Below are 24,540 nucleotides of genomic sequence, written 5' to 3' on the forward strand. Positions count from 1 at the left end.
TAAAGTTCATGGGTACCAAAACTGCAACGTGGACAACCGTAGCACACCATCCCGGCGGGCCGACCGCAACAGGGCACGCCATGGATCTCTACAGCGTTTCGATGATCGTCACGTTCGCCTGGCCGCCGCCCTCGCACATCGTCTGGAGCCCGAACCGGCCGCCGGTGCGCTCCAGTTCGTGCAGGAGCGTGGTCATCAGGCGGGCGCCCGTCGCGCCCAGGGGGTGGCCGAGCGCGATGGCGCCGCCGTTGACGTTCACACGATCGGGGTCGGCGCCGGTCTCGGCCATCCAGGCGAGGACGACGGGGGCGAACGCCTCGTTGATCTCGACGAGGTCGATGTCGCCGATGGTCATCCCGGCCTTCTTCAGGGCGTGCGCGGTGGCGGGTATGGGTGCCGTCAGCATGCGGATGGGGTCCTCGCCGCGTACCGAGAGGTGGTGGATGCGGGCCCGGGGCGTCAGGCCGTGCGCGGCGACGGCCCGCTCGCTCGCCAGCAGCAGGGCCGCCGCGCCGTCGGAGACCTGCGAGGAGCAGGCGGCGGTGACGGTGCCGCCCTCCAGGACGGGCCCCAGACCGGCCATCTTCTCCAGACTCGTGTCCCGGCGCGGGCCCTCGTCCGCCCCGACCGTCCCGTACGCCACCGTCTCGCGCGCGAAGCGCCCCTCGTCGAGGGCGCGGACCGCCCGCCGGTGCGAGGTGAGCGCGTACTCCTCCTGGTCGGCCCGGGTGATGCCCCATTGCCGGGCGATCATCTCGGCGCCGGCGAACTGGTTGACCGGGGCGTCGCCGTACCGGGCCCGCCAGCCCTCCGAGCCGGCGAAGGGCCCCTGGTCGAGGCCCAGCGGCAGGGCGGCCTGCCGGGAGGCGTAGGCGATCGGGACCATGGTCATGTTCTGTGTGCCGCCCGCCACGACGAGGTCCTGGGTGCCGGACATGACCGCCTGGGCGGCGAAGTGCACGGCCTGCTGCGAGGAGCCGCACTGCCGGTCGACGGTGACGCCCGGCACCTCCTCCGGCAGCCCGGCCGCCAGCCAGGCCGTACGGGCGATGTCACCGGCCTGCGGGCCGACGGTGTCCAGGCAGCCGAACACCACGTCGTCCACGGCGGCGGGGTCGATGCCCGAGCGGGCGACCAGCGCCTTCAGGACGTGGGCGCCGAGGTCGGCGGGGTGGACGGCGCCCAGGCCGCCTCCGCGCCGGCCGACGGGGGTGCGTACCGCTTCGACGATGAATGCCTGGCCCATCACCACTCCTCTAGGTTCGTACGGCGATACCGTCCAGCACCATCGACAGGTACTGGCGGGCGATCTCCTCGGGGCTGTGCAGGCCGCCCGGCCGGTACCAGGACGCCGCCACCCACACGGTGTCGCGCACGAACCGGTAGGTGAGGCGGACGTCCAGGTCGGCGCGGAAGACCTTGGCGGCGACGCCGCGCTCCAGCGTCCCGAGCCACGCCTTCTCGAACTTCGCCTGGGAGTCGGAGAGGTACTGGAAGCGCGGCTGGGTGGCGAGCTGGCGCCACTCCTTCTGGTAGATGGCGACGGCGGCGCGGTGGCGGTCGATCTCGCGGAACGATTCGGTGACGAGCGCCTCGATGGTCTCGCGCGGCCCCAGCCCGGCGGCGAGGACGGTGTCGTACCCGGTCCACAGTTCGTCGAGGAAGTCGGTCAGGATCTCGTCGACCATCGATTCCTTGGAGTCGAAGTGGTAGTAGAGGCTGCCGGCGAGCATGCCGGCCTCGTCGGCGATCTTCCGTACGGTGGTGGCGTTGTACCCGTGCGCGGCGAACACCTCGGCCGCGGTGGCGAGGAGTTCGGCGCGCCGCTCGGGCGCGGGGGCGGTCACCTGGGGCTTCTTCGTCTGCTTCGGCACGGGGACATTGTGGGCCTACGCGTGCTGGCTGCTGACGGACACGGTCTCGCCGGTCATGTACGAGGCGTAGCCGCTGGCGAGGAAGACGATCACGTTGGCGACCTCCCAGGGCTCGGCGTACCGCCCGAACGCCTCGCGCGCGGTCAGTTGCTCCAGCAGTGCGGCGGAGGTGACCTTCACCAGGTGCGGGTGCATCGCCAGGCTCGGCGCGACGGCGTTGACGCGGACGCCGTACGGGGCGGCTTCGAGCGCCGCGCAGCGGGTGAGTGCCATGACGCCCGCCTTGGCGGCGGCGTAGTGGGCCTGCCCCGCCTGGGCGCGCCAGCCGACGACGGAGGCGTTGTTGACGACGACCCCGCCGCCCGGCTGGTCGCGCAGCAGCCGGAGCGCCGCCCGGGTGCAGCGGAAGGTGCCGTTCAGCGTGACGTCCAGGACGCGGCCCCACTGCTCGTCGGTCATGTCGGCGAGGTGCGCGGTCCCGCCGAGACCGGCGTTGTTGACGACCACGTCCAGTCGGCCGTGGAGCCGTACCGCCTCCGCGAACAGGGCCTGGACCTGGGGCTCCTCGGTGACGTCACAGGGCTGGGCGGCGACGGCAGCGGGCCCGAACTCCTCGGCCAGCGCCCGTTCGGTCTCCTTCAGGCGGCGGGTGTGGGCGTCGCTGATGAGGACCCGCGCGCCCTCCTCCAGGAAACGGCGTGCGGTGGCGCCGCCGATCCCTGCTCCCGCGGCCGCGGTGACGACGGCGGTACGTCCGGCCAGCAGGCCGTGAGCGGGGACGTACTCGACGCTCTTCATGACCGTACGCTAACCTGCCAAACGCTTGTTAGGGAAGGGGAGCGCGATGGACGAGTCCCTCGGAGCCTTCCGGGCCGAGGCCCGTGACTGGCTGGCCGCCCACGTACCGCCCGAGCCGCTGCCGTCCCTGGAGACGGCGGAGGGCTTCGAGGCGCACCGCGCCTGGGAGGCGGAGCTGCACGCGGGCGGCTGGTCGGTGGTCGACTGGCCGGAGCGGTACGGCGGGCGGGGGGCCGGGCTCTTCCCCTGGCTGGCCTTCGAGGAGGAGTACTGGGCGGCGGGGGCGCCCGGCCGGGTCTCGCAGAACGGCATCAGCCTGCTCGCTCCGACCCTCTTCGACCACGGCACCGAGGAACAGCGTGACCGCGTCCTGCCGCCCATGGCGAGGGGCGGGACGGTGTGGGCGCAGGCCTGGTCCGAACCCGAGGCCGGTTCCGACCTCGCCTCCCTGCGCTCCCGGGCGGAGCGCACGGACGGCGGCTGGCTGCTGTACGGGCACAAGACGTGGTCGTCGCGGGCCGCGTTCGCCGACCGCGCGTTCGGGATCTTCCGTACGGATCCGGCGGCTCCCCGCCCGCACCAGGGCCTGACGTACCTGATGTTCGGGCTGCGGGAACCGGGGGTGACCGTGCGGCCGATTCCGCGGCTGGACGGCAAGCCGGCGTTCGCCGAGCTGTTCCTGGACGGGGTGTTCGTCCCGGACCAGGACGTGATCGGCGCGCCCGGCGACGGCTGGCGGATCGCGATGTCGGCGACCGGCAACGAGCGGGGCTTGATGCTGCGCTCCCCCGGCCGCTTCCTGGCCGCCGCCGGCCGGCTGGTGCGGCTGTGGCGGGAGCGCGGCCGGGACGCGGCGGCGCGCGACCGGGTGGCGGACGCGGTGATCGGGGCCCGGGCGTACCAGCTGTTCACGGAGCTCGCCGCGTCCGCCGGGTCCGGGACGGGCCCCGCGTCCAGCCTGAACAAGGTGTTCTGGTCCGAGTACGACATCGCCCTGCACGAGACGGCGCTCGAACTGCTCGGACCGGAGGGCGAGTTCGACGGCTCCTGGTCGGAGGGGTACACCTTCGCGCTCGCCGGGCCCGTCTACGCCGGGACGAACGAGATCCAGCGGGACATCATCGCCGAGCGGCTGCTCGGCCTGCCGAAGGGCCGCCGCTGATGCGCCTGCGCCTGACGGACGAGCAGCGGGAGTTCGCCCGGTCGCTGGACGCGATGCTGACCGCGTCGGACACCCCGTCGGTGGTGCGCGCGTGGGCGGCCGGGGACCCGGGCCCGGGGCGGGCGCTGTGGGCGCGGCTGGCCGGGGCCGGGGTGTTCGCCCTCGCGGTGCCGGAGGAGTACGAGGGCGGGCTGGGCCCCTTGCCGCTGGAGGTGGCACTCGCGCTCGTGGAACTGGGGCGGCACGCGGTGCCCGGTCCGGTGGTGGAGACGGTCGCGGTCGCGGCGCTGCTCGGTCGGCTCGGGGACGGCGGGCCCGCCGAGCGGTTGCTGCCCCCGCTCGCGGCGGGGGAGCTGACGGCGACGCTGGCGGACGGGCCGGGGTACGCCCTGGACGCCGACCGGGCCGGTCTGGTCCTGGTGGTGGCCGGCGACGAACTGCGGGTGGCCCCCGGACACGGCCCCGTCCGGGTGAGCGCCGATCCGGCGCGGCGGCTCGCACGGCCCGCCCCGGGCGGAGAGGTGCTCGCGGCGGGGCCGCACGTGGCGGCGGCGGCGCGGCACGCGGCGAACTGGGCGGCGCTGGCGACGGCCGCGCAGGCGCTGGGCGTCGGGTACGCCTTGCTGGACCGGACGGTGGCGTACGTGAAGCAGCGCACCCAGTTCGGGGCGCCGATCGGCTCGTTCCAGGCGGTCAAGCACCGGCTGGCGGACACCCTGCTGGCGCTGGAGTTCGCCCGCCCGCTGCTGTACGGGGCGGCGCTGTCGGCGCGTACCGCCGATGTGGCGGCCGCCAAGGTGACGGCCGGGGAGGCGGCGTACGGGGCCGCCCGCACCGCGCTCCAGCTCCACGGCGCCATCGGCTACACCGAGGAGCTGGACCTGGCGCTCTGGCTGCGCAAGGCGCGCCCGCTGCGGGACGCGTGGGGCACGCCCGCGTGGTGCCGGGAGCGGGTGCTGGACGGTGACCCTTCGGCCGGGCCTCCCCGGTGACCGCCGGGTCAGCGCATCCAGGTGCCCGCCGCGCATTCGGAGGCTGGCACGGGCCGGTCGCGCTAGTCGTTCCCGCGGCTGACCGTGCGCAGCGGCTCCCCCGGGTGCCACACCTGGACGACGAGCCGGTCGCCCTCGACCGAGGTGCGCACCACCTCGGTGAGCTCCGCGCGGAACAGGTGGAACGGCTGCGGCGCGCCCACCTCGCCCGCGAGCCGCGCCACCGTGTCCGGGTCGGTCACCTCGACGGCCCGGCCGCCGACGCGTACGTCACCGCCGCCCATGTCCGTGCCGCTGCCGGGGTTGGCCTGGAGGGCGAACCGCGGGTCGCGCATCAGGTCCTGGGCCTTGCGGGACCTCGGCATCATGCCGAGCCACAGCTCGCCGGAGCGGAACGTCACCTCCAGCCCGGTGACGCGGGGGGAGCCGTCCTTGCGCAGGGTGGCGAGGACGTGGTGCGTGTACGCCGCGAAGCGCTGCGAGACGGTCTCGGCGAAGTCCGGCTCCGCCGCCCGGAAGTCTGCCCAACTGAAAGCCATGGCCCCATGCAACCGCCGATACCCGACACCTCCTGTCGGGTATCGGCGGCGGGAATCAGAAGGTGAGGGACGGGTTGTACGGGTTGAAGCTGGTGTACCGCGTCTCGCAGTGGTCGGGCGTCCCGGCCTCCCTCCGGCACAGGGTCATCGTGACGCTCTTGATGCCGCTGGGGTCGGTGGCCCGGATGTTCCGGAAGTCGGCGGTCGTACCGCAGCCCCGGGTGTTGTGCCTGTCGTCCGACGCGAGGGTGGTGCCGGAGCCCGTCCGGATGGTGAGGGTGGCGTAGACGGACTTGTCGTCGCACGTCTGGTCGGCGACGGCGAGCGTTCCGTCGTGGAAGGAGTTCCGGTCGACCCAGGTCACCTGGATCCGGGTGCGGTCGCCCCAGCTGGCGGTGATGTCTCCACTGGACGTGGTCGCCCAGCCCTGCCCGGCGGCTGCCAGCGTGAGCGCGGTCGCGGCGGCGACGGTGAACCCTGCACGGCGCATGTGAATGTCTCCTGTCGGTGGCCGACCCCGAGGTGCAGCACTACCCGCGGGGCGCTGCCGGTCACGAGGGGCCGGGCACAATCACACGGCCGGCTCAGCCCGTTCGGCCGAGCGTGACGATCGCCGCGTACCCGTCCGTGCGTACGGACGGCCCGGGGGCGTCGCACAACACCGCGTCGTACCGCCCCAGTTCCACGCCCGCGACCTCCGCCGGCGCGTCCAGGGCGACGACGAGCACCGTCGTGTCCGGCGCAACCGGGACGGGCAGCCCGCCCCGTACGACGGCGACGGCCGCCGTGACCGCGCCGCGCTTGTGCATCACGTTCAGGTTGACGACGGGACCGGCGAGGAGCCGCCCGTGGGTGGGGACGTCGCCGGGGAAGGGCCGCGGGAGGTACCGCTCCGCGAGGAGGCGCCGCCCACCTGCCACGAGGTGCATGCCCCTGCCGTCCACGACGGTCAGGATCCGCTCCGTACCGGGGAAGGCGGAGAACGGCCCGTCGGCGCCGACGTCCGCGAGGCTCACCCGCCACTCGAAGCCGTCCGTGCCGGCACGCTCCGGCGAGGCGGCGATCTCACGCGTGACACCGCCGCCGTTCTTCCACGGCGCCGCCGTCCGGTCGGCCGCCCGCAGCACCCGCACGGCGGTCATCGGACGATGCCCTGGGCGCGGGCGGCGGCGAGCCAGGCGGGGAACTCGGCGACCAGCCGGTCGTACAGCTCGGCGTCGGGTACGCGGCGCGGGTCGGTACCCGCGTGGAAGAAGCCCGCGTTGTCGACACAGCGCTTGGCGGGGACGGCCAGCTCGTCGAGCTTGCGGAGGAAGTCGAACTGGCGGCTGTCGGGGTCCCCGAAGCCGATGAACTGCCAGAACAGCGGCAGCTTCGCCGCTTTGCACAGGTGGCGTTCGGCCGCGAGTTTGTTGATGGGGCCGCCGTCCGTCTGGAAGACGACGAGTGCCGGGGCGGTGGCGCCGCTGTCGAGGTAGTGGTCGATGACCGCGTCCATGGCCAGGTGGTAGCTGGTCTTGCCCATGTGGCCGAGCCCCGCCACGATCCGGTCGATCCGGCCCCGGTGGTCGGCGAGCGCGATGTCGGTCTCGGCGTCGATGTCGGTCGAGAAGAAGACCACCGGGACGCGCCCGTCGTCGTCCAGGTTGGCCGACAGGCCCAGCACCCGGTCGGCGAGCGCCTGGACGCTGCCGTCCTTGTAGTACGGCTTCATCGACCCCGAGTAGTCGACGACCAGGTAGACCGCGGCGCGTTCACCGCTCAGCCCGTGCTTGCGCAGGGAGACGCCCGCGCTCTTGTAGAGGCTCACCAGGGCCGGGGCGGTCTCTTCCATCTTCCGGAGGCTGATCGGCATACGGGGAGACTATGCGATGACCGTCACAGCTCCTCCCCGAGCGGGAGACGGCGTACGCCCGGCAGGTACTCGTCCAACTCCCCCGGCTGGAACCGGTACATGCCCACGACGTGCCAGAACTCGCCCGCCACGTCCCCTTCGTACTTGTAGCCCCCGGACGGGGTGAGCGCCGCCCAGCCGCCCGGTACGCCGATGAGGGTGGCCCGCGGTGACGGCTCACCGCCTTCGAGCGGCAGGTCCCACAGGCGAACCGTGCCGTCCTCTGCTCCGCCGGCCAGCGCCGTGCCGTCCGGGCTGAACGCGACCGAGAGGACCCGGCCGGTGTGGCCGGTCAGTTCGGCGAGCCGGGCTCCGGTGTCGGCGTTCCACAGGACGATCGTGCGGTTGTCCCCGGCGGCTGCGAGGACCGGGCGGGAGGGGTGGGCGGCGACGGTCCACAGTTTGCCGCCGCCCGCGCGCAGCCTCAGCCGCGGTTCGCCGTCCCGCCAGACGATGGCGGTGCCGTCCCAGGAGACGCTGGCGAGCCACGCGTCACCGGGGCCGAAGGCCACGCCGTACACCCGGTCCTCGTGGCCGGGCAGTTCCGCGAGCAGCCGCCCTTGGCGCCCCTCCCAGAGCCGTACGTAGCTGTCGTCGCAGCCGGTTGCCAGAAGGTCGCCGTCCGCGCGGAACGCGATGGAGCGCACCCGGCCCCGGTGCCGGTCGAGGGTGGCGATGCGGGCGCCGGTGGAGCGGAACCAGAGACGGACGGTGTCGTCGTCGTTGGCGGTGGCGAGGAGGTCTCCGGCGCGGTTGAAGGCCAGTGCCCAGATGTGCTCGGTCTCCGCGTCCAGCTCGCGCAGGAACTCCCCCTCCTGGTTCCACAGGTACACGCCGCCGTCGCTGCTGGCGGTGCCGAGGACGGGGCGTCCGGGGTTGAAGGCCGCCGAGACGAGCCGGTCGCCGCGCCCGGTCAGCTCCGCGGTGCGGCAGCCGGTGCGGGTGTCCCACAGGCGCACGGCTCCGTCGCTGCCGCAGGAGGCGAGGCGCGTACCGTCGGCGCTGAACGTGACGTCGCTGACGCGCCGTCCGTGACCGCGCAGGATGCGTTTGCCCTGGCCGGAGGCGGCCTCCCAGATCTGCGCGCCGCCGTCGTTGCCCACGGTCAGAAGCTGGGCCTCGTGCGGGTGGAAGGCACACGCCCAGGCCGAGCCCCGGTGCGGGGTGGGCCGGCGGGCGTGGAGGGTGACGACATGGCCCTGCCGGGGAGTGCTGGTGACGGTCCACAACCGGACCGCGCCGTCGCTGTCGCAGCCGGCGAGCAGTTTGCCGTCGCCGCTGAACAGGACCTGGTAGAGCGCGCCGGAGCAGCGTTCCAGGCTGCCGAGCGGGGTGCCGACGGCCGGGTCCCACAGCCGGACCTGCCCGTCGGTGCAGCCGCTGACGAGCAGCCGTCCGCCGGGGTGGAAGTCGAGGGTGTAGACCCGTCCGGTGTGCCCGGTGAACTCGTGCAGCAGCCGGCCGTCGCCGGCGTGCCAGACGCGGACGGTCCCGCCCTTGTCGCCGGTGGCGATCAGCGTGCCGTCGGCGCTGTGGCGCACCCGGTAGGCGGCGCCGGTGTGTCCGGGCAGCTCACGTTCGCAGGCCCCGGTCTCCAGGGACCACATCCGTACGTCGGCGGCGGCGTCGCCCGTGACGAGGGTGCGGCCGTCGGGGCCGAACACGGCGGTGTAGACGGGCGCGAGGTGGCCGGGCAGCCGGTGCACGGGCTCACCGGTGGCCGTGTCCCACACGGTGACCAGGCCCTCGGCGTCCCCGGTGGCGAGCCGGGTTCCGTCCGCGCTCAGCGTGACCGGCCACACCCCGTCGGGGTGGACCTCCAGGCGGTGGCGGCACTCGCCGGAGACGGGGTCCCAGAGGCGTACGACGCCGTCGGAGCCGCCGCTGGCGATGACGCCGGGGCCGTGCTTGACGGCGTACACGCGTCCCTCGTGCCCTTGGAGGGTGCGCAGCGCGCGGCCGCTGTCGGTGTCGCACACGAGGATGCCGCCGTCCTCGCTGCCGACGAGGAGGAGTTCGCCGTCGGGGCTGTACGCGATGGGTTCGGGCAGCCGGCTGGTGCGCATGCCGTAGCCGTAGGGGACGCCGACGGAGGAGGGGCGGAAGCCTGCGTCGACGGGCATGCCGGGCGCGATGGCGGCGGTGCGCAGTTCGGGGGCGGCGCGGGTGGTGTCGTCGATGACGGGGTCGATGAGGGCGGCGCGGTGCCAGCGGCTGCGGGTGAGGCGGGCCTCGCGCAGGTCGGTGCGGGTGAGGCGGGCGCGGCGGAGGTTGGCGCCGGTGAGGTCGGCACCGCGCAGGTCGGCCCGGTCCAGGCGGGTGCCGACGAGGCGGGCGTCGGTGAGGTCGGCCTGACGGAGGTTGGCGCCGACGAGGCGGGCGTCGGTGAGGTCGGCACCGGTGAGGTCGACACCGGAGAAGTCCCGGTGGGACAGGTCCTCGCCGACGAGGCGGGCGCCGCGCAGGTCGGCGTGGGCGGGTACGCGGAGCCGGTCGCCGATGCGGACGGCGTTGGCCCGGGCGGTCTCGCTGACGCCCGTACGGCCGTCGAGGGTCTCGTGGACCCAGTTGACGCACCGCTCATGGTCGGCGAGGTCGCAGAAGAAGTCGATGGACAGGCGGCTGAGCCTGCGGGACCGGAGCAGGCCGTCGTGCCCCCGGTCGAGGCGGCGGGCGGCCTCGCGGGCGATCAGCCACTCCTCGACCGACCTGTGGATGAAGTGGAACAGCCCGTCGTCGTTGCGGACGAGGAGGCTTCCCGCGCCGATGGCGTGGCCGAGTTCCTGGCCGGTGTGCGGTGCCTGGGTCAGGCGGTTGAGGACCGCGGCGACGGCGTCGGTGAGTTCGTCGAGGCGGAGCGCGGTGCGGCCGGAGTCCCACAGGCGCAGGGCGAGTGCGGTGACGGCGGCCCAGAGGTCGTCGAGCGTGAGTCCGGCCGGTGAGCCGGGGCCCTTGCGGGCGCGGTCGGCCTCGAACTGGAGCCATGAGGTGAAGATCTCCTCGTAGAGCCGGGCGGGGCTCAGGGCGCGCCCGGCCCCGGCGACGGCACGCAGCCGGTCGGTGCCGAGCTGGGCGACGAACGACAGCAGCCGGGGGTTGCGGCACAGGACGAGGAGGTCCGGGATGTTGTGCAGGAGCTGGAAGCGGTGGGCGGCGGCCTCCTCGTCGCCGTACGTCTTGACGAGGTAGGCGCGGATCTGCTGGGGGGTGAAGCCCTGGACGGACAGGATGCGGCGCTGGGGCAGCAGACCCACGCGTTCGCCGAGTGCGGTGAGGACCTGCTCGTGGGACTTGAAGTGCTGGGTGCGGCTGGAGACGACGATCTTGGCGTTGTCGACGGCGGCGTCGAGGAGGACCTGGAGGTGGTCGGCGGCACCGTCGTAGCTGACGCGGTTGACGAGTTCGTCGAAGCCGTCGAAGAGGAGGACGACCCGGCCCTGGGCGAGCATGTAGCGCAGTGCGCGCAGGTCGATGGTGTCGACGTCGTGGCCGGCGAGGTGGGCGGCGACGAGCCCTTCGAGGCTGTGGGCGCGGTCGAGGGCCTTGAGCGGGATGAGGATCGGGGTGAGGTGCGGGAGTTCTTCGGGGATGCGGCGGGCGAGCTCGCGCAGCGCGAAGGTCTTGCCGTGGCCGAAGTCGCCGAGGAGGAGGACGAAGCGGCCGTGGTCGGCCTCCAGGAGTTCCAGCAGGTCCTCGACGAGGTTGTCGTGCTCGATGCCCGGGTCCCCGTCGGGGCGGTCGGCGTCGCGGTAGCGCTGGGGGAGGTAGCGGACGGGGGCGTAGCTGTCGCTGGCGAGGAGGCGGCTGGTCTGGGCGGCGACGTAGCCGCGCAGGTCGAGCAGGCCCTGGAATTCGAGGAAGCTGCGGATCCGGATGCCCTGGCGGACGGCGCGGTCGCGTAAGGCCTGGGCGGGGGCGGGCCCGTCGTGGACGAGTTCCGCCTCGACGCCGGGTCCGGTGGCGTGGAGCTGGGCGAGGAACCGGTCGAGCTGGTCGTCGGTCGGGGTGCCGGGGTGGACGGCGATCCGCAGTTGGCGGACGACTCCCTCCTCGCGCCAGGTGACCATGATCTGGGTCATGTCACCGGGGGTGCGGCGGGGCACGTCCCGCAGCCGTACGCCCTCGCGGCGGGCGAGGCACACCTCTTTGACGCGCTCGGTGAGCGAGTCGGGGGGCTCGGTGAACGGAGCGTCGTCGTGGACGGGTTCGGGGTCGGCGGCGCTGGTGACGGGGGTGTCGGCGGCGGGGAAGACCCGGCCGGCGCGGGGCCAGGTGCCGGGGAACGTCTCGGGGCCGGTGCGGCCGCGGTCGTACCAGCGGGTGATGCCGTCGGCGGCGACGCGCAGGAGCTGGAAGCGGGCGGGGGCGGCGGCGCCGAGGAGGGGCAGGCCCGCGGCGGGGTCGGCGCCGGTGCCGGGGAGCCTGCTGTGGCTGGGGACGGTGCCGGTGGTGCGGGGGCCGCCGGTGGGGCCGTGCAGGAGCAGGTGGAGGCGGGGCGCGGCGAGGTCGGTGAGGGTGGCGGTGTCGTCGAGGGCGCCGGGCCCGCCGTCGGCGTCACCGGGGCGGGTGGTGCGGGTGAGCGGGTGGCGCAGGGCGCCGATCCGCAGCCAGCCCTCCTCCTCGTAGCCGCGCAGCGCCTCGGCGAACCAGGCGGCCTGGTCGCGGCCGATGTGGCCGTACTGGTCCTCCAGGCGGTGGCTGTAGGCGATGGAGGAGTTGAACCCGGCGACGACGGTGCTCAGTTCGGGCACCGGGAAGAGGGTCCAGGGCTGGTCGCTGTCGAAGACGGTGTCGAGGCCGTGGTAGAAGCTGCGGAACAGCCGGGTGTAGTGACGCCACTTGGGCCAATACGGGGGCTGTGGTGCGACCTCGTCGGCCTCGCAGGTGTGGAAGTAGGCGCGGCACGCGGACTGGTTGACGTCCTGGGCGCCGGGGATGATGACGACGCGCTGCGGCGGCAGGTCGAGCAGGGAGCGTACGGAGGTGAGGAAGGCGAGGGCCTGGTCGCATTCCCGGGGGCTGCCGGAGGCGGTGAGGTCACCGGTGACGACGAGCAGGTCGGGGGCGGGCGCGCCGCTGTCGCGCAGCACGATGAGGTCGCCGCGCAGTTCGCGCCGCAGGGTCTCCGGTTCACGGCCGCGCCCGAAGTCGGGCCCGGCGAGGTGGAGGACGGTCACGGCGTCCTGGACGGCGGAGCTGTGCGGTCCCTGCGGGTAGCGGGGCGCTTTCTGCGGCCGCCTGCGGCCGGCCCAGCCGGGGCCGCCGATCCACCGCTGGGCGGGCAGCCGGGTCTCGGGGGTGACGGGCTGTCCGGTGGTGCGGGCGGTGGCCGCGTCGCCGGGGTAGCCGGGGCGGCGGGCGGGGCGGGCGTGGCCGTCGAGGGCCTGTTCCACGCGGGCGAGGAGGAGGGAGCGGGCGGCCGAGACGTCCTCGACGCCGACGAGGTCGACGTAGGTGATGGTCGCCAGCAGCCCCTCGACGGGGATGTCGTCCACGCGGACGGTGAGCAGCCGCCGTTCGGGGGCCTCGGGGTCGGCGCGGAGGGCGGCGGTCCACTCCATCCGGCCGTACGTGGACCGTTCGTAGTGCCTGGAGAGGACGGCGATGACGGCGGCGGACTCGCTGACGCCGCGGTCCATGAAGTCGATGAAATTGCTGCCCGGTACGAAGTCCCAGGCCTGCACGACGGTGCGGTATCCGGCCTCTTCCAGGGTCCAGGCGATCCAGGACGCCCAGGCCTCGTCGGCCGGTGAATAACTGATGAAGAAGTCCAACTCGGTTGTGCGGCGCCCGGTTTCCTCACCCCTCAGCATGTGTCCACATTAGGCCTCGGTGGGGTGCGATGTCCGGGGGAAAATCTATGCTAATTTCCGTGACTCTCCTCAGACGCCTGCATCCGCTCGACTGGCTGGCCGCGGCGCTCCTCGTCATGGGACTGGTCGCGGTCGCGACGGGCCTGCTGCCGTCCGGCCCCGCCTCGGACGTGCTGGCCAGGATCGGGCCGTTGCTGGTGTTCCTGGCGACGGTGATCGTGCTGGCGGAGCTGACGGGGAAGGCCGAGGTCTTCGACGTGGTCGCCACGTGGGTGGCGCGGGCCGGGAAGGGCAGTTACGCCCTTCTGTTCGGGTTGTGCGTGGTGTTCGCGTCCGTCACCACGATCACCCTCAATCTGGACACGACGGCCGTGCTGTTGACGCCGGTGATGCTGGCGCTGGCGACCCGGGTGGGTATCGCGGCGGTGCCGCTGGCGATGACGACGGTGTGGCTGGCGAACACGGCCAGCCTGCTGCTCCCGGTGTCCAACCTGACGAACCTGCTGGCCGCCGACCGGGTGGCGCTGTCGCCGTCGCAGATGGCGGCGGTGATGTGGCCGCCGCAGGTGGCGGCGATCGTGGCCACGATGCTGTGCCTGTGGGTGTTCTACTGGCGGCGCGGCCGGCGCGGTGAGGAGCGGTACGTCCCGCCGGAGCCGCCGCGCCCGGCCGATCCGGTGCTGTTGAGGGTGTGCGCGCTGGCGTGCGGCGGGTTCCTGCTGGTGCTGCTGGCCGACCTGGTCCCGTTGTGGGCGGCGTCGACGACGGCGGCCCTGGTGGTGGGTGTGGCGTTCGCACGCCGGCGCCGCGAGGAGCTCCGGTGGTCGTTGGTGCCGTGGCGGCTGCTGGTGCTGGTGCCGGGGATGTTCCTGGTGGTGGAGACGGTGAGCGCGCTGGGCATGGACCGGATACTGGCGTCGGCGATCGGCGCGCAGGAGGGTCCGCTGGGTGTGCTGCGCACGGCGGCGGTCGGGGCGGGGTTCTCCAACGCGCTGAACAACCTCCCGGCGTACGTGGCGGGTGAGGCCGTGGTGCCGCTCGGCCACCAGGAGCAGTTGCTGGGGCTGTTGATCGGGGTCAACGTGGGTCCGCTGGTCACCCCCTGGGCGTCGCTGGCGACGCTGCTGTGGTTCGAGCGCTGCCGCTGGCACGGCACGCGGATCGCGCTGGGCCGGTTCATGGGGACGAGCCTGGTGCTGGCGGCGACGGGCACGGTGGCAGCGACGGTGGCACTGGCGGCGACGGCGTGACGGTGTGCGTGCCCTCCGTGCGTCGGCGACGGCGTGACGGTCATGTCCTCCGCAGCGCGGCGGCCACTTCTTCGAGTACGTAGGTGAGGGTTTCCGCACGGGCGGCGACGAAGCTCCGCCCGGAGTCGGGGCCGGTGAAGCCGGGCCGGAACGGCGCGCCGCGCAGGGTGCGCAGCTCCGCGCCCGCCTCGGCGGCGATCAGTGCCCCGGGCGGCAGGTCGACGCCCTCGGCGCGGTAGCCGACGAACCCGTCGATGGTGCCGCGCGCCAGCAGGCTCCAGCCCAGCAGCGGCGCCCACAGTTGCAGGACGCGCCGGCAGCGCCGCTCCAGGGCGCCGCGCAGGGCCGTCGCGGTGGGGTCGCCGCGCCCCACAGCGTGGCCCTGCGTCCAGGCGAGCACGGGCCCCGGTCCTGGCAGGGTGCCGCGCGGGCCGCGCAGCCGCAGGCCGTCGTCGGCGTGGGCGCCCTGGCCGGTGACGGCGTGCCAGGTGCGGCCGGTGACGGGCTCGTGGACGACGCCGAGGACGGGGGTGTCCCCGACGCACAGTCCGATGCCGACGACGTATGCGGGGAGCCCGATCGCCACGTTGTTGCTGCCGTCCAGCGGGTCGACCAGCCAGGTGCGGCCGTTGCCCGTGTCCAGCAGCCCGGCCTCCTCGGAGAGGATCCGGTCGTGCGGGAAGTGGCGGCGCAGCCGGGTGAGGATCAGCTCCTCGGCGGCGAGGTCCAGGTCGGTGACGACGTCGCCGTGGGCGCCCTTGGTCCGTACGGCCCTGGCGTCGGCGAAGTGGCCGCTCAGCAGCCGTCCGGTCGCTTCGGCCGCGGCGACGGCCACTCTCCGCTCGGCCGCGAACGGGGGGCGGCGGCCGATGTCAGGCACGGCGCTGTGCATGGATCCTCCCCAGGGCCGTACGCACGGCCCGCATGGTCGCCTCGGTCCCGTACAGCCGGCGGACCGTGCGGCGCGGCGGCCCGTCGAGCGGGCCGAGCGACAGGTCCCGTCCGCCGGGCAGGGACCGTCCGAGGACGAGAGTGGCGGCGGTCCGGCCCGGTGTCACCACCGTGGTGTGGAACTCGCCCGCGCCGAGGGCGTACGTCTCCCCCGCCGGGCTGTGCTCGACGGGGCCCTCCTCGCCGCGCACCAGGCGTGCGGTGGGCCGTATCTCGTCCACGCCGTCGGGGCCGCTGTGCACCTCGAAGACGCGGTGCGTGGGCGCGTCGGTGTCGTCCCGTACGTGTACGTGTACGTTGCCGACCTCGCCGTAGAGGACGTGACTGCGCAGCTCCCAGCTGTGGGCGTGCAGCGGCGGGACCTCGGCGGTGGGCCGGGCGTCGCCGAAGAGGTGGAGGCAGACGCCGTCGGGTCCTTCTCTCAGCAGCGGCAGGCACAGGAAACCCAGCGGGTGCCGGACGGCCGGCAGGTCCCGCTTCCCCGAGGCGATCTCCTCGAGAACGGGTACGAAGGTGTCCACATGAGTGCGCATGGGGTCCATGGCCGGGGGTTCACCTCCCGTAGGGGTCCTCTGCGTGCAGGGCCTTGGCGATGACCTCGCCGACGTCGGCGTCGGTGAAGGTCCGGGGCAGCGGGAGCGCCAACGCGTCGAAGAGGGCGCGCACTTCGTCGACGGTGGGCGACAGGCTGAGCAGGGTGGCGTTGCGCAGGTCGACCGAGCCTGCCTGCTCGCGGCTCTGGTGGAGCTCCGTCAGGTAGTAGTCGTACAGCGGCTGGCCGCGCTTGACCTGGAGGTTGACCCGGGAGGGATCGTCCTGGGTGATGATCAGGCTGGAGTCGGACAGGTCGAAGCGGAGCGTGGGCACGGTCGACGACAGGTGGACGCTGATGTCGAGGGTGGTCAGCTGCATACGGAACCAGCAGGCGGCGAGGACGGTCGCGTACGACTCCTTGCGGGCGCGGCCGGCGGTCCACATGTCGCCGCCGTGGGCGCTGTTCCCGGAGAACATCCGGCGGAACTGGGCGTAGGCGTTGCAGGCCTGTTCGTCCGCCGGGTTCAGGATTTCGATCTTGACGTTGAGCTGGGAGCGGTTCTCCTTGGCGGCGCGGACGCACTGGGGGAGGGTGACGGCTCGGAGATATGTTCCGGTGCCGCCCTTGAAGTACCAGAGGTTGGTGCCCTGCCGGGCTTCGCGGAGCGCCTCGCGGACCTCGTTGCCGGCCAGGGAGCGGACCATGGTGAGGTCCTCGATGGCCCGGCGGGTGCCCGCCATGGCCTCCTGGATGGCGTGCGGGCGGCGGGTGCGCTCCGAGAGCGAGCCGACGGCGAGGGCACCGAGGACCACGAGGGTGGCGCCGGAGGCGAAGTCGGACTCGATGAGCTGGTCGCCGAAGATGTCCAGGAAGCCGACGGTGAGGCCGATTCCGGCCGCGAAGACCACCTCGAAGTTGCGCAGTGCGAAGGCGACCGCGCGCTCCAGCCGGTTCGTGCGCGCCGACGACATGGGCGCTCCCCCTCCCCCGATCGGGAGACCGATCGTAGGAGACGCGGGGCGCCGCCCGACAGGGCGCACGTGGCGCACACAGGGCGCAGCGCCTGCCAAGGTCCGGTCGGGGACACGGCAGACGCTGCTGTGTTCCGCACGCCGTTGTACGGGACGTATGAGGGGTGCCCGGGCCGATGTGGCGGGGGCGATGATGCCGTTACCGGCGGGGGCGTCGCGCACCTCGTCGTGCGGGGCGCCCGGGGAGGGCGATGTGGGCGGGCCCGGCGTCGGCCCGGCCCCCAGACTCTACCGCGTACGGCGCCGCGTCACGCACCGCCGTCCGCGCCGCCCGCGTGCGGCGGCTCGTGCGGCGACCTGGGTGTGCGCGCCGGTCGCGTACGGCGGCGCGCGCTTCCGTACCGGCCGGGGCGGTGGCGGTGGTCCATGGGCGTCGCGGGTGGGGGCCCCGGCCGGGGGCGTCCCGCACCACACTGTGCGGGGCGCCCGGCCGGTGGGAGCCGGAGCGTGGGCGGGCGGGCCCACGCCGGTGCGTCAGACCGTGAGCGCGCGGTCCGTCGGGCGGATGGGGGCCGGCAGCTCGCTGGCGCCCGTCAGGTAGCGGTCCACACCGCGCGCCGCGGAGCGGCCCTCGGCGACGGCCCAGACGATGAGCGACTGGCCGCGGCCGGCGTCACCGGCGACGAACACGCCGTCGACGTTGGTCGCGAAGTCGGCGTCGCGGGCGATGTTGCCGCGCTCGTCGAGCTCCAGGCCGAACTGCTGGACCAGGCCGTTGGACTGGTCGGTGCCGGTGAAGCCCATGGCGAGGGTGACCAGCTGGGCCGGGATCTTCCGCTCGGTGCCCGGCTTCTGCTCCAGCTTGCCGTCCTTGAACTCGACCTCGACGAGGTGGAGGAACTGGACGTTGCCGTCCTCGTCGCCCTCGAAGTGGGTGGTGGAGACGGAGTAGATCCGCTCGCCGCCCTCCTCGTGGGCCGAGGTGACCTTGTAGAGCATGGGGAAGGTCGGCCACGGCTGGTTCGCGTTCCGCTCCTCGCCGGGGCGGGGCATGATCTCCAGCTGGGTGACGGAGGCCGCGCCCTGGCGGTGGGCGGTGCCCACGCAGTCCGCGCCGGTGTCGCCGCCGCCGATGACGACCACGTGCTTGCCCTCGGCGGTGATGGGGGGCGCCACGAAGTCGCCCTCCTGCACCTTGTTGGCGAGGGGCAGGTACTCCATCGCGAAGTGGATGCCCTTGAGGTCCCGGCCCGGGACCGGCAGGTCGCGCGAGACGGTGGCTCCGGCGGCGATGACGACCGCGTCGTACCGCCTGCGCAGCTTCGCGGCGTCGATGTCGACACCGATCTCGACCTCGGTGCGGAACTTGGTGCCCTCCGCGCGCATCTGCTCGATGCGCCGGTTGATGTGCACCTTCTCCATCTTGAACTCGGGGATGCCGTACCGCAGCAGGCCGCCGATGCGGTCGGCCCGCTCGTACACGGCGACCGTGTGGCCGGCGCGGGTCAGCTGCTGGGCGGCGGCGAGGCCCGCCGGGCCGGAGCCGATGACGGCGACGGTCTTGCCGGACAGCCGCTCCGGCGGCTGCGGGGTGACGTCACCGGAGTCCCACGCCTTGTCGATGATCGAGACCTCGACGTTCTTGATGGTGACGGCGGGCTGGTTGATACCCAGCACACACGCCGCCTCGCAGGGCGCCGGGCACAGCCGCCCGGTGAACTCCGGGAAGTTGTTCGTGGCGTGCAGCCGCTCGGAAGCGGCCTGCCAGTCCTCGCGGTAGGCGTAGTCGTTCCACTCGGGGATCAGGTTCCCCAGCGGACAGCCGTTGTGGCAGAACGGGATGCCGCAGTCCATGCACCGGCCGGCCTGCTTGCTGATGATCGGCAGCAGGGAGCCGGGGACGTAGACCTCGTTCCAGTCCTTGACGCGCTCGGCCACGGGGCGGGTCTTGGCGACCTCGCGCCCGGTGGTCAGGAAGCCCTTGGGGTCAGCCATTGGTCGCCGCCTCCATCATCTTCTCGGTGGTCTCCTGCTCGGAGAGACCGGCGAGCTCAGCGGCGTCCTTGGCGGCGAGCACTGCCTTGTACGTGGTCGGGATGATCTTGCTGAACCGGGAGACCGCGGTGTCCCAGTCGGCAAGGAGCTTCTCGGCGACGGTCGAGCCGGTCTCCTCGTGGTGGCGGCGCACGACGTCGTGCAGCCACGCCTTGTCGGTCTCGTCCAGGGCCTCGATCGCGCCGAGGTTGCCGGAGTTGACGTTGTCCCGGTCGAGGTCGATGACGTACGCGACGCCGCCCGACATACCGGCCGCGAAGTTGCGGCCCGTCTCGCCGAGGATCACCGCGTGACCGCCGGTCATGTACTCGCAGCCGTGGTCGCCCACGCCCTCGGAGACGACCAGCGCGCCGGAGTTGCGGACGCAGAACCGTTCGCCGGTGCGACCGCGGAGGAAGATCTCGCCGCCGGTCGCGCCGTACGCGATGGTGTTGCCCGCGATGGTCGAGTACTCGGCGAGGTGGTCGGCGCCCCGGTCGGGGCGGACGATCACACGGCCGCCGGACAGGCCCTTGCCGACGTAGTCGTTGGCGTCGCCCTCCAGGCGCAGCGTGATGCCGCGCGGCACGAAGGCGCCGAAGGACTGGCCGGCCGAGCCGGTGAAGGTGATGTCGATGGTGTCGTCGGGCAGGCCCGCGCCACCGAACTTCTTCGTCACCTCGTGGCCGAGCATGGTGCCGACCGTCCGGTTGATGTTGCGGATCGCGACCTGGGCGCGGACCGGCTGGGCCTCCTCGGCCGAGGACGCGCCGAGCGCTTCGGCGGCCAGCTCGATGAGCTGGTTGTCGAGCGCCTTCTCCAGGCCGTGGTCCTGCTCGACCAGCGCGTGGCGCACCGCGCCCTCGGGCAGCTCGGGCACGTAGAACAGCGGCTCCAGGTCCAGGCCCTGCGCCTTCCAGTGCGTGACGGCACGGGTGGTGTCCAGCAGCTCGGCGTGGCCGACGGCCTCCTCCAGCGTGCGGAAGCCCAGCTCCGCGAGGAGCTCGCGCACCTCCTCCGCGATGAACTGGAAGAAGTTGACGACGTACTCCGCCTTGCCGGAGAACCGGTCGCGCAGCACCGGGTTCTGGGTGGCGATGCCGACCGGGCAGGTGTCCAGGTGGCAGACGCGCATCATGACGCAGCCGGAGACGACGAGCGGCGCGGTCGCGAAACCGAACTCCTCGGCGCCGAGCAGCGCGGCGATGACGACGTCACGGCCGGTCTTGAGCTGGCCGTCGGTCTGGACGACGATCCGGTCGCGCAGGCCGTTGAGCAGCAGGGTCTGCTGGGTCTCGGCGAGGCCGAGCTCCCAGGGGCCGCCCGCGTGCTTCAGCGAGGTGAGCGGCGAGGCGCCCGTACCGCCGTCGTGGCCGGAGATGAGCACGACGTCCGCGTGGGCCTTGGAGACACCGGCGGCGACCGTGCCGACGCCGACCTCGGACACCAGCTTCACGTGGATGCGGGCGGCCGGGTTGGCGTTCTTGAGGTCGTGGATCAGCTGAGCCAGGTCCTCGATGGAGTAGATGTCGTGGTGCGGCGGCGGGGAGATCAGGCCGACGCCCGGGGTGGAGTGCCGGGTCTTGGCGACCCACGGGTAGACCTTGTGGCCGGGCAGCTGGCCGCCCTCGCCGGGCTTGGCGCCCTGCGCCATCTTGATCTGGATGTCGTCCGCGTTGACCAGGTACTCGCTCGTCACACCGAAGCGGCCGGAGGCGACCTGCTTGATCGACGAACGCCGCGCCGGGTCGTACAGGCGCTCCGGGTCCTCGCCGCCCTCACCGGTGTTGGACTTGCCGCCGAGCTGGTTCATGGCGATGGCAAGCGTCTCGTGCGCCTCCTGGGAGATGGAGCCGTACGACATGGCGCCGGTGGAGAACCGCTTGACGATCTCGGACGCCGGCTCGACCTCGTCGATGGGGATCGAGGGGCGGTCGGACGTGAAGCCGAACAGGCCGCGGAGCGTCATCAGGCGCTCGGACTGCTCGTTCACCCGGTCCGTGTACTTCTTGAAGATGTCGTAGCGGCCGGAGCGCGTGGCGTGCTGGAGGCGGAAGACCGTCTCCGGGTCGAACAGGTGCGGCTCGCCCTCGCGGCGCCACTGGTACTCGCCGCCTATGTCCAGCGCGCGGTGCGCGGAGGGGACACCGGAGGCGGGGTACGCCTTGGCGTGGCGGGCGGCGACCTCCTTGGCGACCACGTCCAGACCGGCGCCGCCGATCTTGGTGGCGGTGCCGTTGAAGTACTTCTCGACGAAGGCCTCGTCCAGGCCGACGGCCTCGAAGACCTGCGCGCCGCGGTAGGAGGCGACGGTCGAGATGCCCATCTTGGACATGACCTTCAGGACGCCCTTGCCGAGGGCGTAGATCAGGTTGCGGATCGCCTGCTCGGGCTCCAGGCCCTCGACGAAGGTGCCGGCGCGGACCAGGTCCTCGACCGACTCCATGGCGAGGTACGGGTTGACGGCGGCGGCGCCGTAACCGATCAGCAGCGCGACGTGGTGGACCTCGCGGACGTCACCGGCCTCGACCAGCAGGCCCACCTGGGTGCGCTGCTTGGTGCGGATGAGGTGGTGGTGGACCGCCGAGGTGAGCAGCAGCGACGGGATCGGCGCGTGCTCGGCGTCGGAGTGCCGGTCGGAGAGCACGATCAGGCGGGCGCCGCCCTCGATGGCGGCGTCGGCCTCGGCGCAGATCTCCTCGATGCGGGCGGCGAGGGCGTCGCCGCCGCCGGAGACCCGGTAGAGGCCGGACAGCGTGGCGGCCGTCATGCCGGGCATGTCGCCGTCGGCGTTGATGTGGATGAGCTTGGCCAGCTCGTCGTTGTCGATCACCGGGAACGGCAGGGTGACGCTGCGGCAGGACGCGGCGGTCGGCTCCAGCAGGTTGCCCTGGGGGCCGAGCGAGGAGTGCAGCGAGGTGACGAGCTCCTCGCGGATGGCGTCCAGCGGCGGGTTGGTGACCTGTGCGAAGAGCTGGGTGAAGTAGTCGAACAGCAGGCGCGGGCGCTCGGAGAGCGCGGCGATCGGCGAGTCCGTACCCATGGAGCCGAGGGGCTCGCCGCCGGTGCGGGCCATCGGCGCGAGGATGACGCGCAGCTCTTCCTCGGTGTAGCCGAAGGTCTGCTGGCGGCGGGTGACCGAGGCGTGGGTGTGGACGATGTGCTCGCGCTCGGGGAGGTCCTCGAGCTCGATGATCCCGCTCTCCAGCCACTCCTGGTACGGGTGCTCGGCGGCGAGGGCGGCCTTGATCTCGTCGTCCTCGATGATGCGGTGCTCGGCGGTGTCGACGAGGAACATCTTGCCGGGCTGGAGGCGGCCCTTGCGGACGACCTTGGCCGGGTCGATGTCGAGGACGCCGACCTCGGAGGACAGCACGACGAGGCCCTCGTCGGTGACCCAGTAGCGGCCGGGGCGCAGACCGTTGCGGTCGAGAACGGCACCGACCTGGACGCCGTCGGTGAAGGTGACACACGCCGGGCCGTCCCAGGGCTCCATCATCGTGGAGTGGTACTGGTAGAAGGCGCGCCGGTCCGGGTCCATGGAGTCGTGGTTCTCCCACGCCTCGGGAACCATCATCAGGACGCTGTGCGGCAGCGAACGGCCGCCGAGGTGGAGCAGCTCCAGCACCTCGTCGAAGGAGGCGGAGTCGGAGGCGTCCGGCGTGCAGACCGGGAAGATCCGGTCCAGCTTCTCGGCCCCGAAGAGGTCGGAGACGAGCTGCGACTCACGGGCCCGCATCCAGTTGCGGTTGCCCTTGACCGTGTTGATCTCGCCGTTGTGGGCGACGAAGCGGTACGGGTGGGCCAGCGGCCAGCTCGGGAAGGTGTTGGTGGAGAACCGGGAGTGGACGAGCGCCACGGCGGTGGCGCAGCGGCGGTCCGACAGGTCCGGGAAGAAGGGCTCCAGCTGCCCGGTGGTGAGCATGCCCTTGTAGACGATGGTGCGGGCGGAGAGCGAGGGGAAGTAGACCCCGGCCTCGCGCTCGGCGCGCTTGCGCAGCACGAACGCCTTGCGGTCCAGGTCGATGCCCGCGTTCGTACCGTCGCTCACGAAGAGCTGGCGGAAGGCCGGCATGGTCGAGCGGGCGGTGGCGCCGAGCAGCTCGGGGGCGACGGGGACCTCGCGCCAGCCGAGGACGGTGAGGTTCTCCTCGGCGGCGATCGTCTCGATCCGCGAGACGGCCTGTGCGGAGCCGTCCGCGGGGAGGAAGGCGATGCCGACGGCGTACTCGCCGGCTGCCGGGAGCTCGAAGTCGGTGACCTCGCGGAGGAACGCGTCCGGCACCTGGAACAGGATGCCCGCGCCGTCGCCGGAGTCGGGCTCGGAGCCGGTGGCGCCCCGGTGCTCCAGGTTGCGCAGAACGGTCAGCGCCTGCTCCACCAGCGCGTGGCTGGCGACACCGGTGAGGGTGGCAACGAAGCCGACACCGCAGGCGTCGTGCTCGTTGCGGGGGTCGTACATACCCTGCGGGGCGGGGCGACCGTCCATGGGCGACCAGGCGTCGGAACGCATCGGCTCTCCCGTCGTCGTCGTGGCATATGCAGTGCCGAAGGGACGACGTTGGCCCTCCGCGAAATTTCGTGCAGGTTACATGATGGAGTGCTTCTCGAAAAGCGGAAAGCTCGTTCCAACATGCGGACACCGCTGATGGCGGCGGGGTTTCACAAGCCTGGCAGGCGGACAGGCCGTCGAGAGATCGACATGCGGCGGCCTGTGGGGTGCGCGGGCCTCGTTGCCCGCAGCGTTAACGGCTCATGCCCGGTGGTGAGGGCTTCGAAACCGCCAATTTACGGCTACTTATGTGCCGCGCTGCATAGTGTCTCATCGGAGGGCGGATAGGGCTATTGGACGTTCGTCACAACACCTTCGTCGGTTCCTCAACGGTACGGCAACGGTACGGCGAAGCCCCCCAGGCCGCCTGTCGAGGGGGCTGACCTGCGGCAATGCCGTACGGATCAGACGACCGCGCCGAACAGGGCCCCCAGGCCATAGGTGACGGCCGCCGCCGCGCCACCGAGGGCGAGCTGACGGAGACCGCTGTACCACCAGCTACGGGCGGTCACCCGGGCCACCAGCGCGCCGCACGCGAACAGTCCGAGCAGCGCGAGCAGTACCGCCGGCCACAGGGCGGTCGCGCCGAGCAGGTACGGCAGGACGGGCAGCAGCGCGCCGAGCGCGAACGACCCGAAGGAGGACACGGCGGCCACCATCGGCGAGGGCAGGTCGTCCGGGTCGATGCCGAGCTCCTCGCGGGCGTGGATCTCCAGCGCCTGCTCCGGGTCCTTCGACAACTGCATCGCGACCTCACGGGCGAGCGGCGGCTCGACGCCACGCGCCACGTACAGCGCGGCGAGCTCCTCCATCTCGTCCACCGGGTGCTTGCGCAACTGGTGACGCTCCACATCCAGTTCCGCCTGGACGAGCTCGCGCTGCGAGGCCACGGAGGTGTACTCGCCGGCGGCCATGGAGAACGCGCCGGCCGCGAGTCCGGCCAGGCCCGTGATGACGATGGCCTGCTGGGAGACCGCGCCACCCGCCACACCGGTCATGAGCGCGAGGTTGGACACGAGACCGTCCATCGCGCCGAAAACGGCGGGGCGGAGCCAGCCACCGTTCACATCGCGGTGGGTGTGGTTGTCACGGTGCGCCTCGTGAAGCGTCGCCTCAATCTCGATGATGGACACAGCTATCCCCTTATTGCCTTGCGTGCAGCAGCGGGTCCGGGT

General features: G+C 72.7%; 17 protein-coding genes. 3 read left to right on the top strand and 14 right to left on the bottom strand.

All coding sequences use genetic code 11. From position 1 onward, the window contains the following. Positions 1 to 88 precede the first annotated feature (88 nt). The 3 genes from ACZ6C1_RS16620 to ACZ6C1_RS16630 are packed head-to-tail and all read right to left on the bottom strand — an operon-like array spanning position 89 to position 2,672. On the bottom strand, positions 89 to 1,246 hold the full coding sequence (locus tag ACZ6C1_RS16620; RefSeq protein ID WP_469241617.1) for an acetyl-CoA C-acetyltransferase: 1,158 nt from the start codon (positions 1,244 to 1,246) through the stop codon (positions 89 to 91). A gap of 10 nt (positions 1,247 to 1,256) precedes the next feature. Further along, on the bottom strand, positions 1,257 to 1,874 hold the full coding sequence (locus ACZ6C1_RS16625) for a TetR/AcrR family transcriptional regulator (protein WP_469241619.1): 618 nt from the start codon (positions 1,872 to 1,874) through the stop codon (positions 1,257 to 1,259). Positions 1,875 to 1,889: 15 nt separating this feature from the next. Continuing rightward, positions 1,890 to 2,672 (bottom strand): SDR family oxidoreductase, encoded by a 783-nt coding sequence (locus ACZ6C1_RS16630; protein WP_469241621.1) that lies wholly within the window; start codon positions 2,670 to 2,672, stop codon positions 1,890 to 1,892. Positions 2,673 to 2,718: 46 nt separating this feature from the next. On the opposite strand from ACZ6C1_RS16630, the gene ACZ6C1_RS16635 reads away from it, so the two are divergent. Beyond that, positions 2,719 to 3,834 carry an acyl-CoA dehydrogenase family protein gene (locus tag ACZ6C1_RS16635; protein WP_469241622.1) on the top strand — a complete coding sequence of 372 codons (1,116 nt, stop codon included), beginning with the start codon at positions 2,719 to 2,721 and terminating at the stop codon, positions 3,832 to 3,834. Next, positions 3,834 to 4,826, top strand: coding sequence for an acyl-CoA dehydrogenase family protein (locus tag ACZ6C1_RS16640; RefSeq protein WP_469241624.1), 993 nt, complete (start codon positions 3,834 to 3,836; stop codon positions 4,824 to 4,826). The genes ACZ6C1_RS16635 and ACZ6C1_RS16640 overlap by 1 nt, the downstream gene beginning before the upstream one ends. 62 nt (positions 4,827 to 4,888) lie before the next feature. Here ACZ6C1_RS16640 and ACZ6C1_RS16645 read toward each other — a convergent pair whose 3' ends face one another. The 5 genes from ACZ6C1_RS16645 to ACZ6C1_RS16665 all read right to left on the bottom strand — a co-directional run bounded on the left by ACZ6C1_RS16645 (position 4,889) and on the right by ACZ6C1_RS16665 (position 13,072). Next, positions 4,889 to 5,365 (bottom strand): pyridoxamine 5'-phosphate oxidase family protein, encoded by a 477-nt coding sequence (locus ACZ6C1_RS16645; protein WP_469241626.1) that lies wholly within the window; start codon positions 5,363 to 5,365, stop codon positions 4,889 to 4,891. Positions 5,366 to 5,420: 55 nt separating this feature from the next. Next, entirely contained in the window at positions 5,421 to 5,855 is a 435-nt protein-coding gene (locus ACZ6C1_RS16650) for a hypothetical protein (protein WP_469241628.1), read from the bottom strand. Positions 5,856 to 5,949: 94 nt separating this feature from the next. Continuing rightward, a complete protein-coding gene (locus ACZ6C1_RS16655; protein ID WP_469241630.1) occupies positions 5,950 to 6,507 on the bottom strand; it encodes a HutD/Ves family protein in 558 nt (185 codons plus the stop codon). After that, positions 6,504 to 7,220: a vWA domain-containing protein gene (locus tag ACZ6C1_RS16660; protein WP_469241632.1), complete on the bottom strand. Its 717-nt coding sequence runs from the start codon at positions 7,218 to 7,220 to the stop codon at positions 6,504 to 6,506. The genes ACZ6C1_RS16655 and ACZ6C1_RS16660 overlap by 4 nt, the downstream gene beginning before the upstream one ends. A 23-nt stretch (positions 7,221 to 7,243) precedes the next feature. Next, positions 7,244 to 13,072, bottom strand: coding sequence for a WD40 domain-containing protein (locus ACZ6C1_RS16665; RefSeq protein ID WP_469241634.1), 5,829 nt, complete (start codon positions 13,070 to 13,072; stop codon positions 7,244 to 7,246). A 47-nt stretch (positions 13,073 to 13,119) separates the two neighbouring features. Here ACZ6C1_RS16665 and ACZ6C1_RS16670 point away from each other — a divergent pair, with 47 nt between their 5' ends. Beyond that, on the top strand, positions 13,120 to 14,322 hold the full coding sequence (locus ACZ6C1_RS16670) for an SLC13 family permease (RefSeq protein ID WP_469241635.1): 1,203 nt from the start codon (positions 13,120 to 13,122) through the stop codon (positions 14,320 to 14,322). 40 nt (positions 14,323 to 14,362) lie between these two features. On the opposite strand, the gene ACZ6C1_RS16675 is transcribed toward ACZ6C1_RS16670, so the two are convergent. From ACZ6C1_RS16675 to ACZ6C1_RS16700, 6 genes are all read right to left on the bottom strand, one after another. After that, on the bottom strand, positions 14,363 to 15,214 hold the full coding sequence (locus ACZ6C1_RS16675; protein WP_469241637.1) for an inositol monophosphatase family protein: 852 nt from the start codon (positions 15,212 to 15,214) through the stop codon (positions 14,363 to 14,365). Next, entirely contained in the window at positions 15,195 to 15,815 is a 621-nt protein-coding gene (locus ACZ6C1_RS16680) for a hypothetical protein (RefSeq protein ID WP_469241639.1), read from the bottom strand. The genes ACZ6C1_RS16675 and ACZ6C1_RS16680 overlap by 20 nt, the downstream gene beginning before the upstream one ends. A gap of 10 nt (positions 15,816 to 15,825) precedes the next feature. Next, complete coding sequence (locus ACZ6C1_RS16685) at positions 15,826 to 16,779, bottom strand: hypothetical protein (protein WP_469241640.1); 954 nt, start codon at positions 16,777 to 16,779, stop codon at positions 15,826 to 15,828. A gap of 534 nt (positions 16,780 to 17,313) precedes the next feature. Continuing rightward, positions 17,314 to 18,774, bottom strand: a complete 1,461-nt coding sequence (locus ACZ6C1_RS16690) for a glutamate synthase subunit beta (RefSeq protein ID WP_469241641.1) — start codon at positions 18,772 to 18,774, stop codon at positions 17,314 to 17,316. Next, entirely contained in the window at positions 18,767 to 23,326 is a 4,560-nt protein-coding gene (gene gltB / locus ACZ6C1_RS16695) for a glutamate synthase large subunit (RefSeq protein WP_469241642.1), read from the bottom strand. The genes ACZ6C1_RS16690 and gltB overlap by 8 nt, the downstream gene beginning before the upstream one ends. Before the next feature lie 443 nt (positions 23,327 to 23,769). Next, positions 23,770 to 24,498: a VIT1/CCC1 transporter family protein gene (locus tag ACZ6C1_RS16700; protein WP_469241644.1), complete on the bottom strand. Its 729-nt coding sequence runs from the start codon at positions 24,496 to 24,498 to the stop codon at positions 23,770 to 23,772. Positions 24,499 to 24,540 lie beyond the last annotated feature (42 nt).

This window comes from Streptomyces sp. NPDC041796 (genome assembly GCF_055590785.1).

Coding starts and splice junctions, on each gene's coding strand:
- ACZ6C1_RS16620 (WP_469241617.1), bottom strand. CDS start 1,246: ATGGGCCAGGCATTCATCGTCGAAGCGGTACGCACCCCCGTCGGCCGG.
- ACZ6C1_RS16630 (WP_469241621.1), bottom strand. CDS start 2,672: ATGAAGAGCGTCGAGTACGTCCCCGCTCACGGCCTGCTGGCCGGACGT.
- ACZ6C1_RS16635 (WP_469241622.1), top strand. CDS start 2,719: ATGGACGAGTCCCTCGGAGCCTTCCGGGCCGAGGCCCGTGACTGGCTG.
- ACZ6C1_RS16640 (WP_469241624.1), top strand. CDS start 3,834: ATGCGCCTGCGCCTGACGGACGAGCAGCGGGAGTTCGCCCGGTCGCTG.
- ACZ6C1_RS16645 (WP_469241626.1), bottom strand. CDS start 5,365: ATGGCTTTCAGTTGGGCAGACTTCCGGGCGGCGGAGCCGGACTTCGCC.
- ACZ6C1_RS16650 (WP_469241628.1), bottom strand. CDS start 5,855: ATGCGCCGTGCAGGGTTCACCGTCGCCGCCGCGACCGCGCTCACGCTG.
- ACZ6C1_RS16655 (WP_469241630.1), bottom strand. CDS start 6,507: ATGACCGCCGTGCGGGTGCTGCGGGCGGCCGACCGGACGGCGGCGCCG.
- ACZ6C1_RS16660 (WP_469241632.1), bottom strand. CDS start 7,220: ATGCCGATCAGCCTCCGGAAGATGGAAGAGACCGCCCCGGCCCTGGTG.
- ACZ6C1_RS16665 (WP_469241634.1), bottom strand. CDS start 13,072: ATGCTGAGGGGTGAGGAAACCGGGCGCCGCACAACCGAGTTGGACTTC.
- ACZ6C1_RS16670 (WP_469241635.1), top strand. CDS start 13,120: ATGCTAATTTCCGTGACTCTCCTCAGACGCCTGCATCCGCTCGACTGG.
- ACZ6C1_RS16675 (WP_469241637.1), bottom strand. CDS start 15,214: ATGCACAGCGCCGTGCCTGACATCGGCCGCCGCCCCCCGTTCGCGGCC.
- ACZ6C1_RS16680 (WP_469241639.1), bottom strand. CDS start 15,815: ATGGACCCCATGCGCACTCATGTGGACACCTTCGTACCCGTTCTCGAG.
- ACZ6C1_RS16685 (WP_469241640.1), bottom strand. CDS start 16,779: ATGTCGTCGGCGCGCACGAACCGGCTGGAGCGCGCGGTCGCCTTCGCA.
- ACZ6C1_RS16690 (WP_469241641.1), bottom strand. CDS start 18,774: ATGGCTGACCCCAAGGGCTTCCTGACCACCGGGCGCGAGGTCGCCAAG.
- gltB (WP_469241642.1), bottom strand. CDS start 23,326: ATGCGTTCCGACGCCTGGTCGCCCATGGACGGTCGCCCCGCCCCGCAG.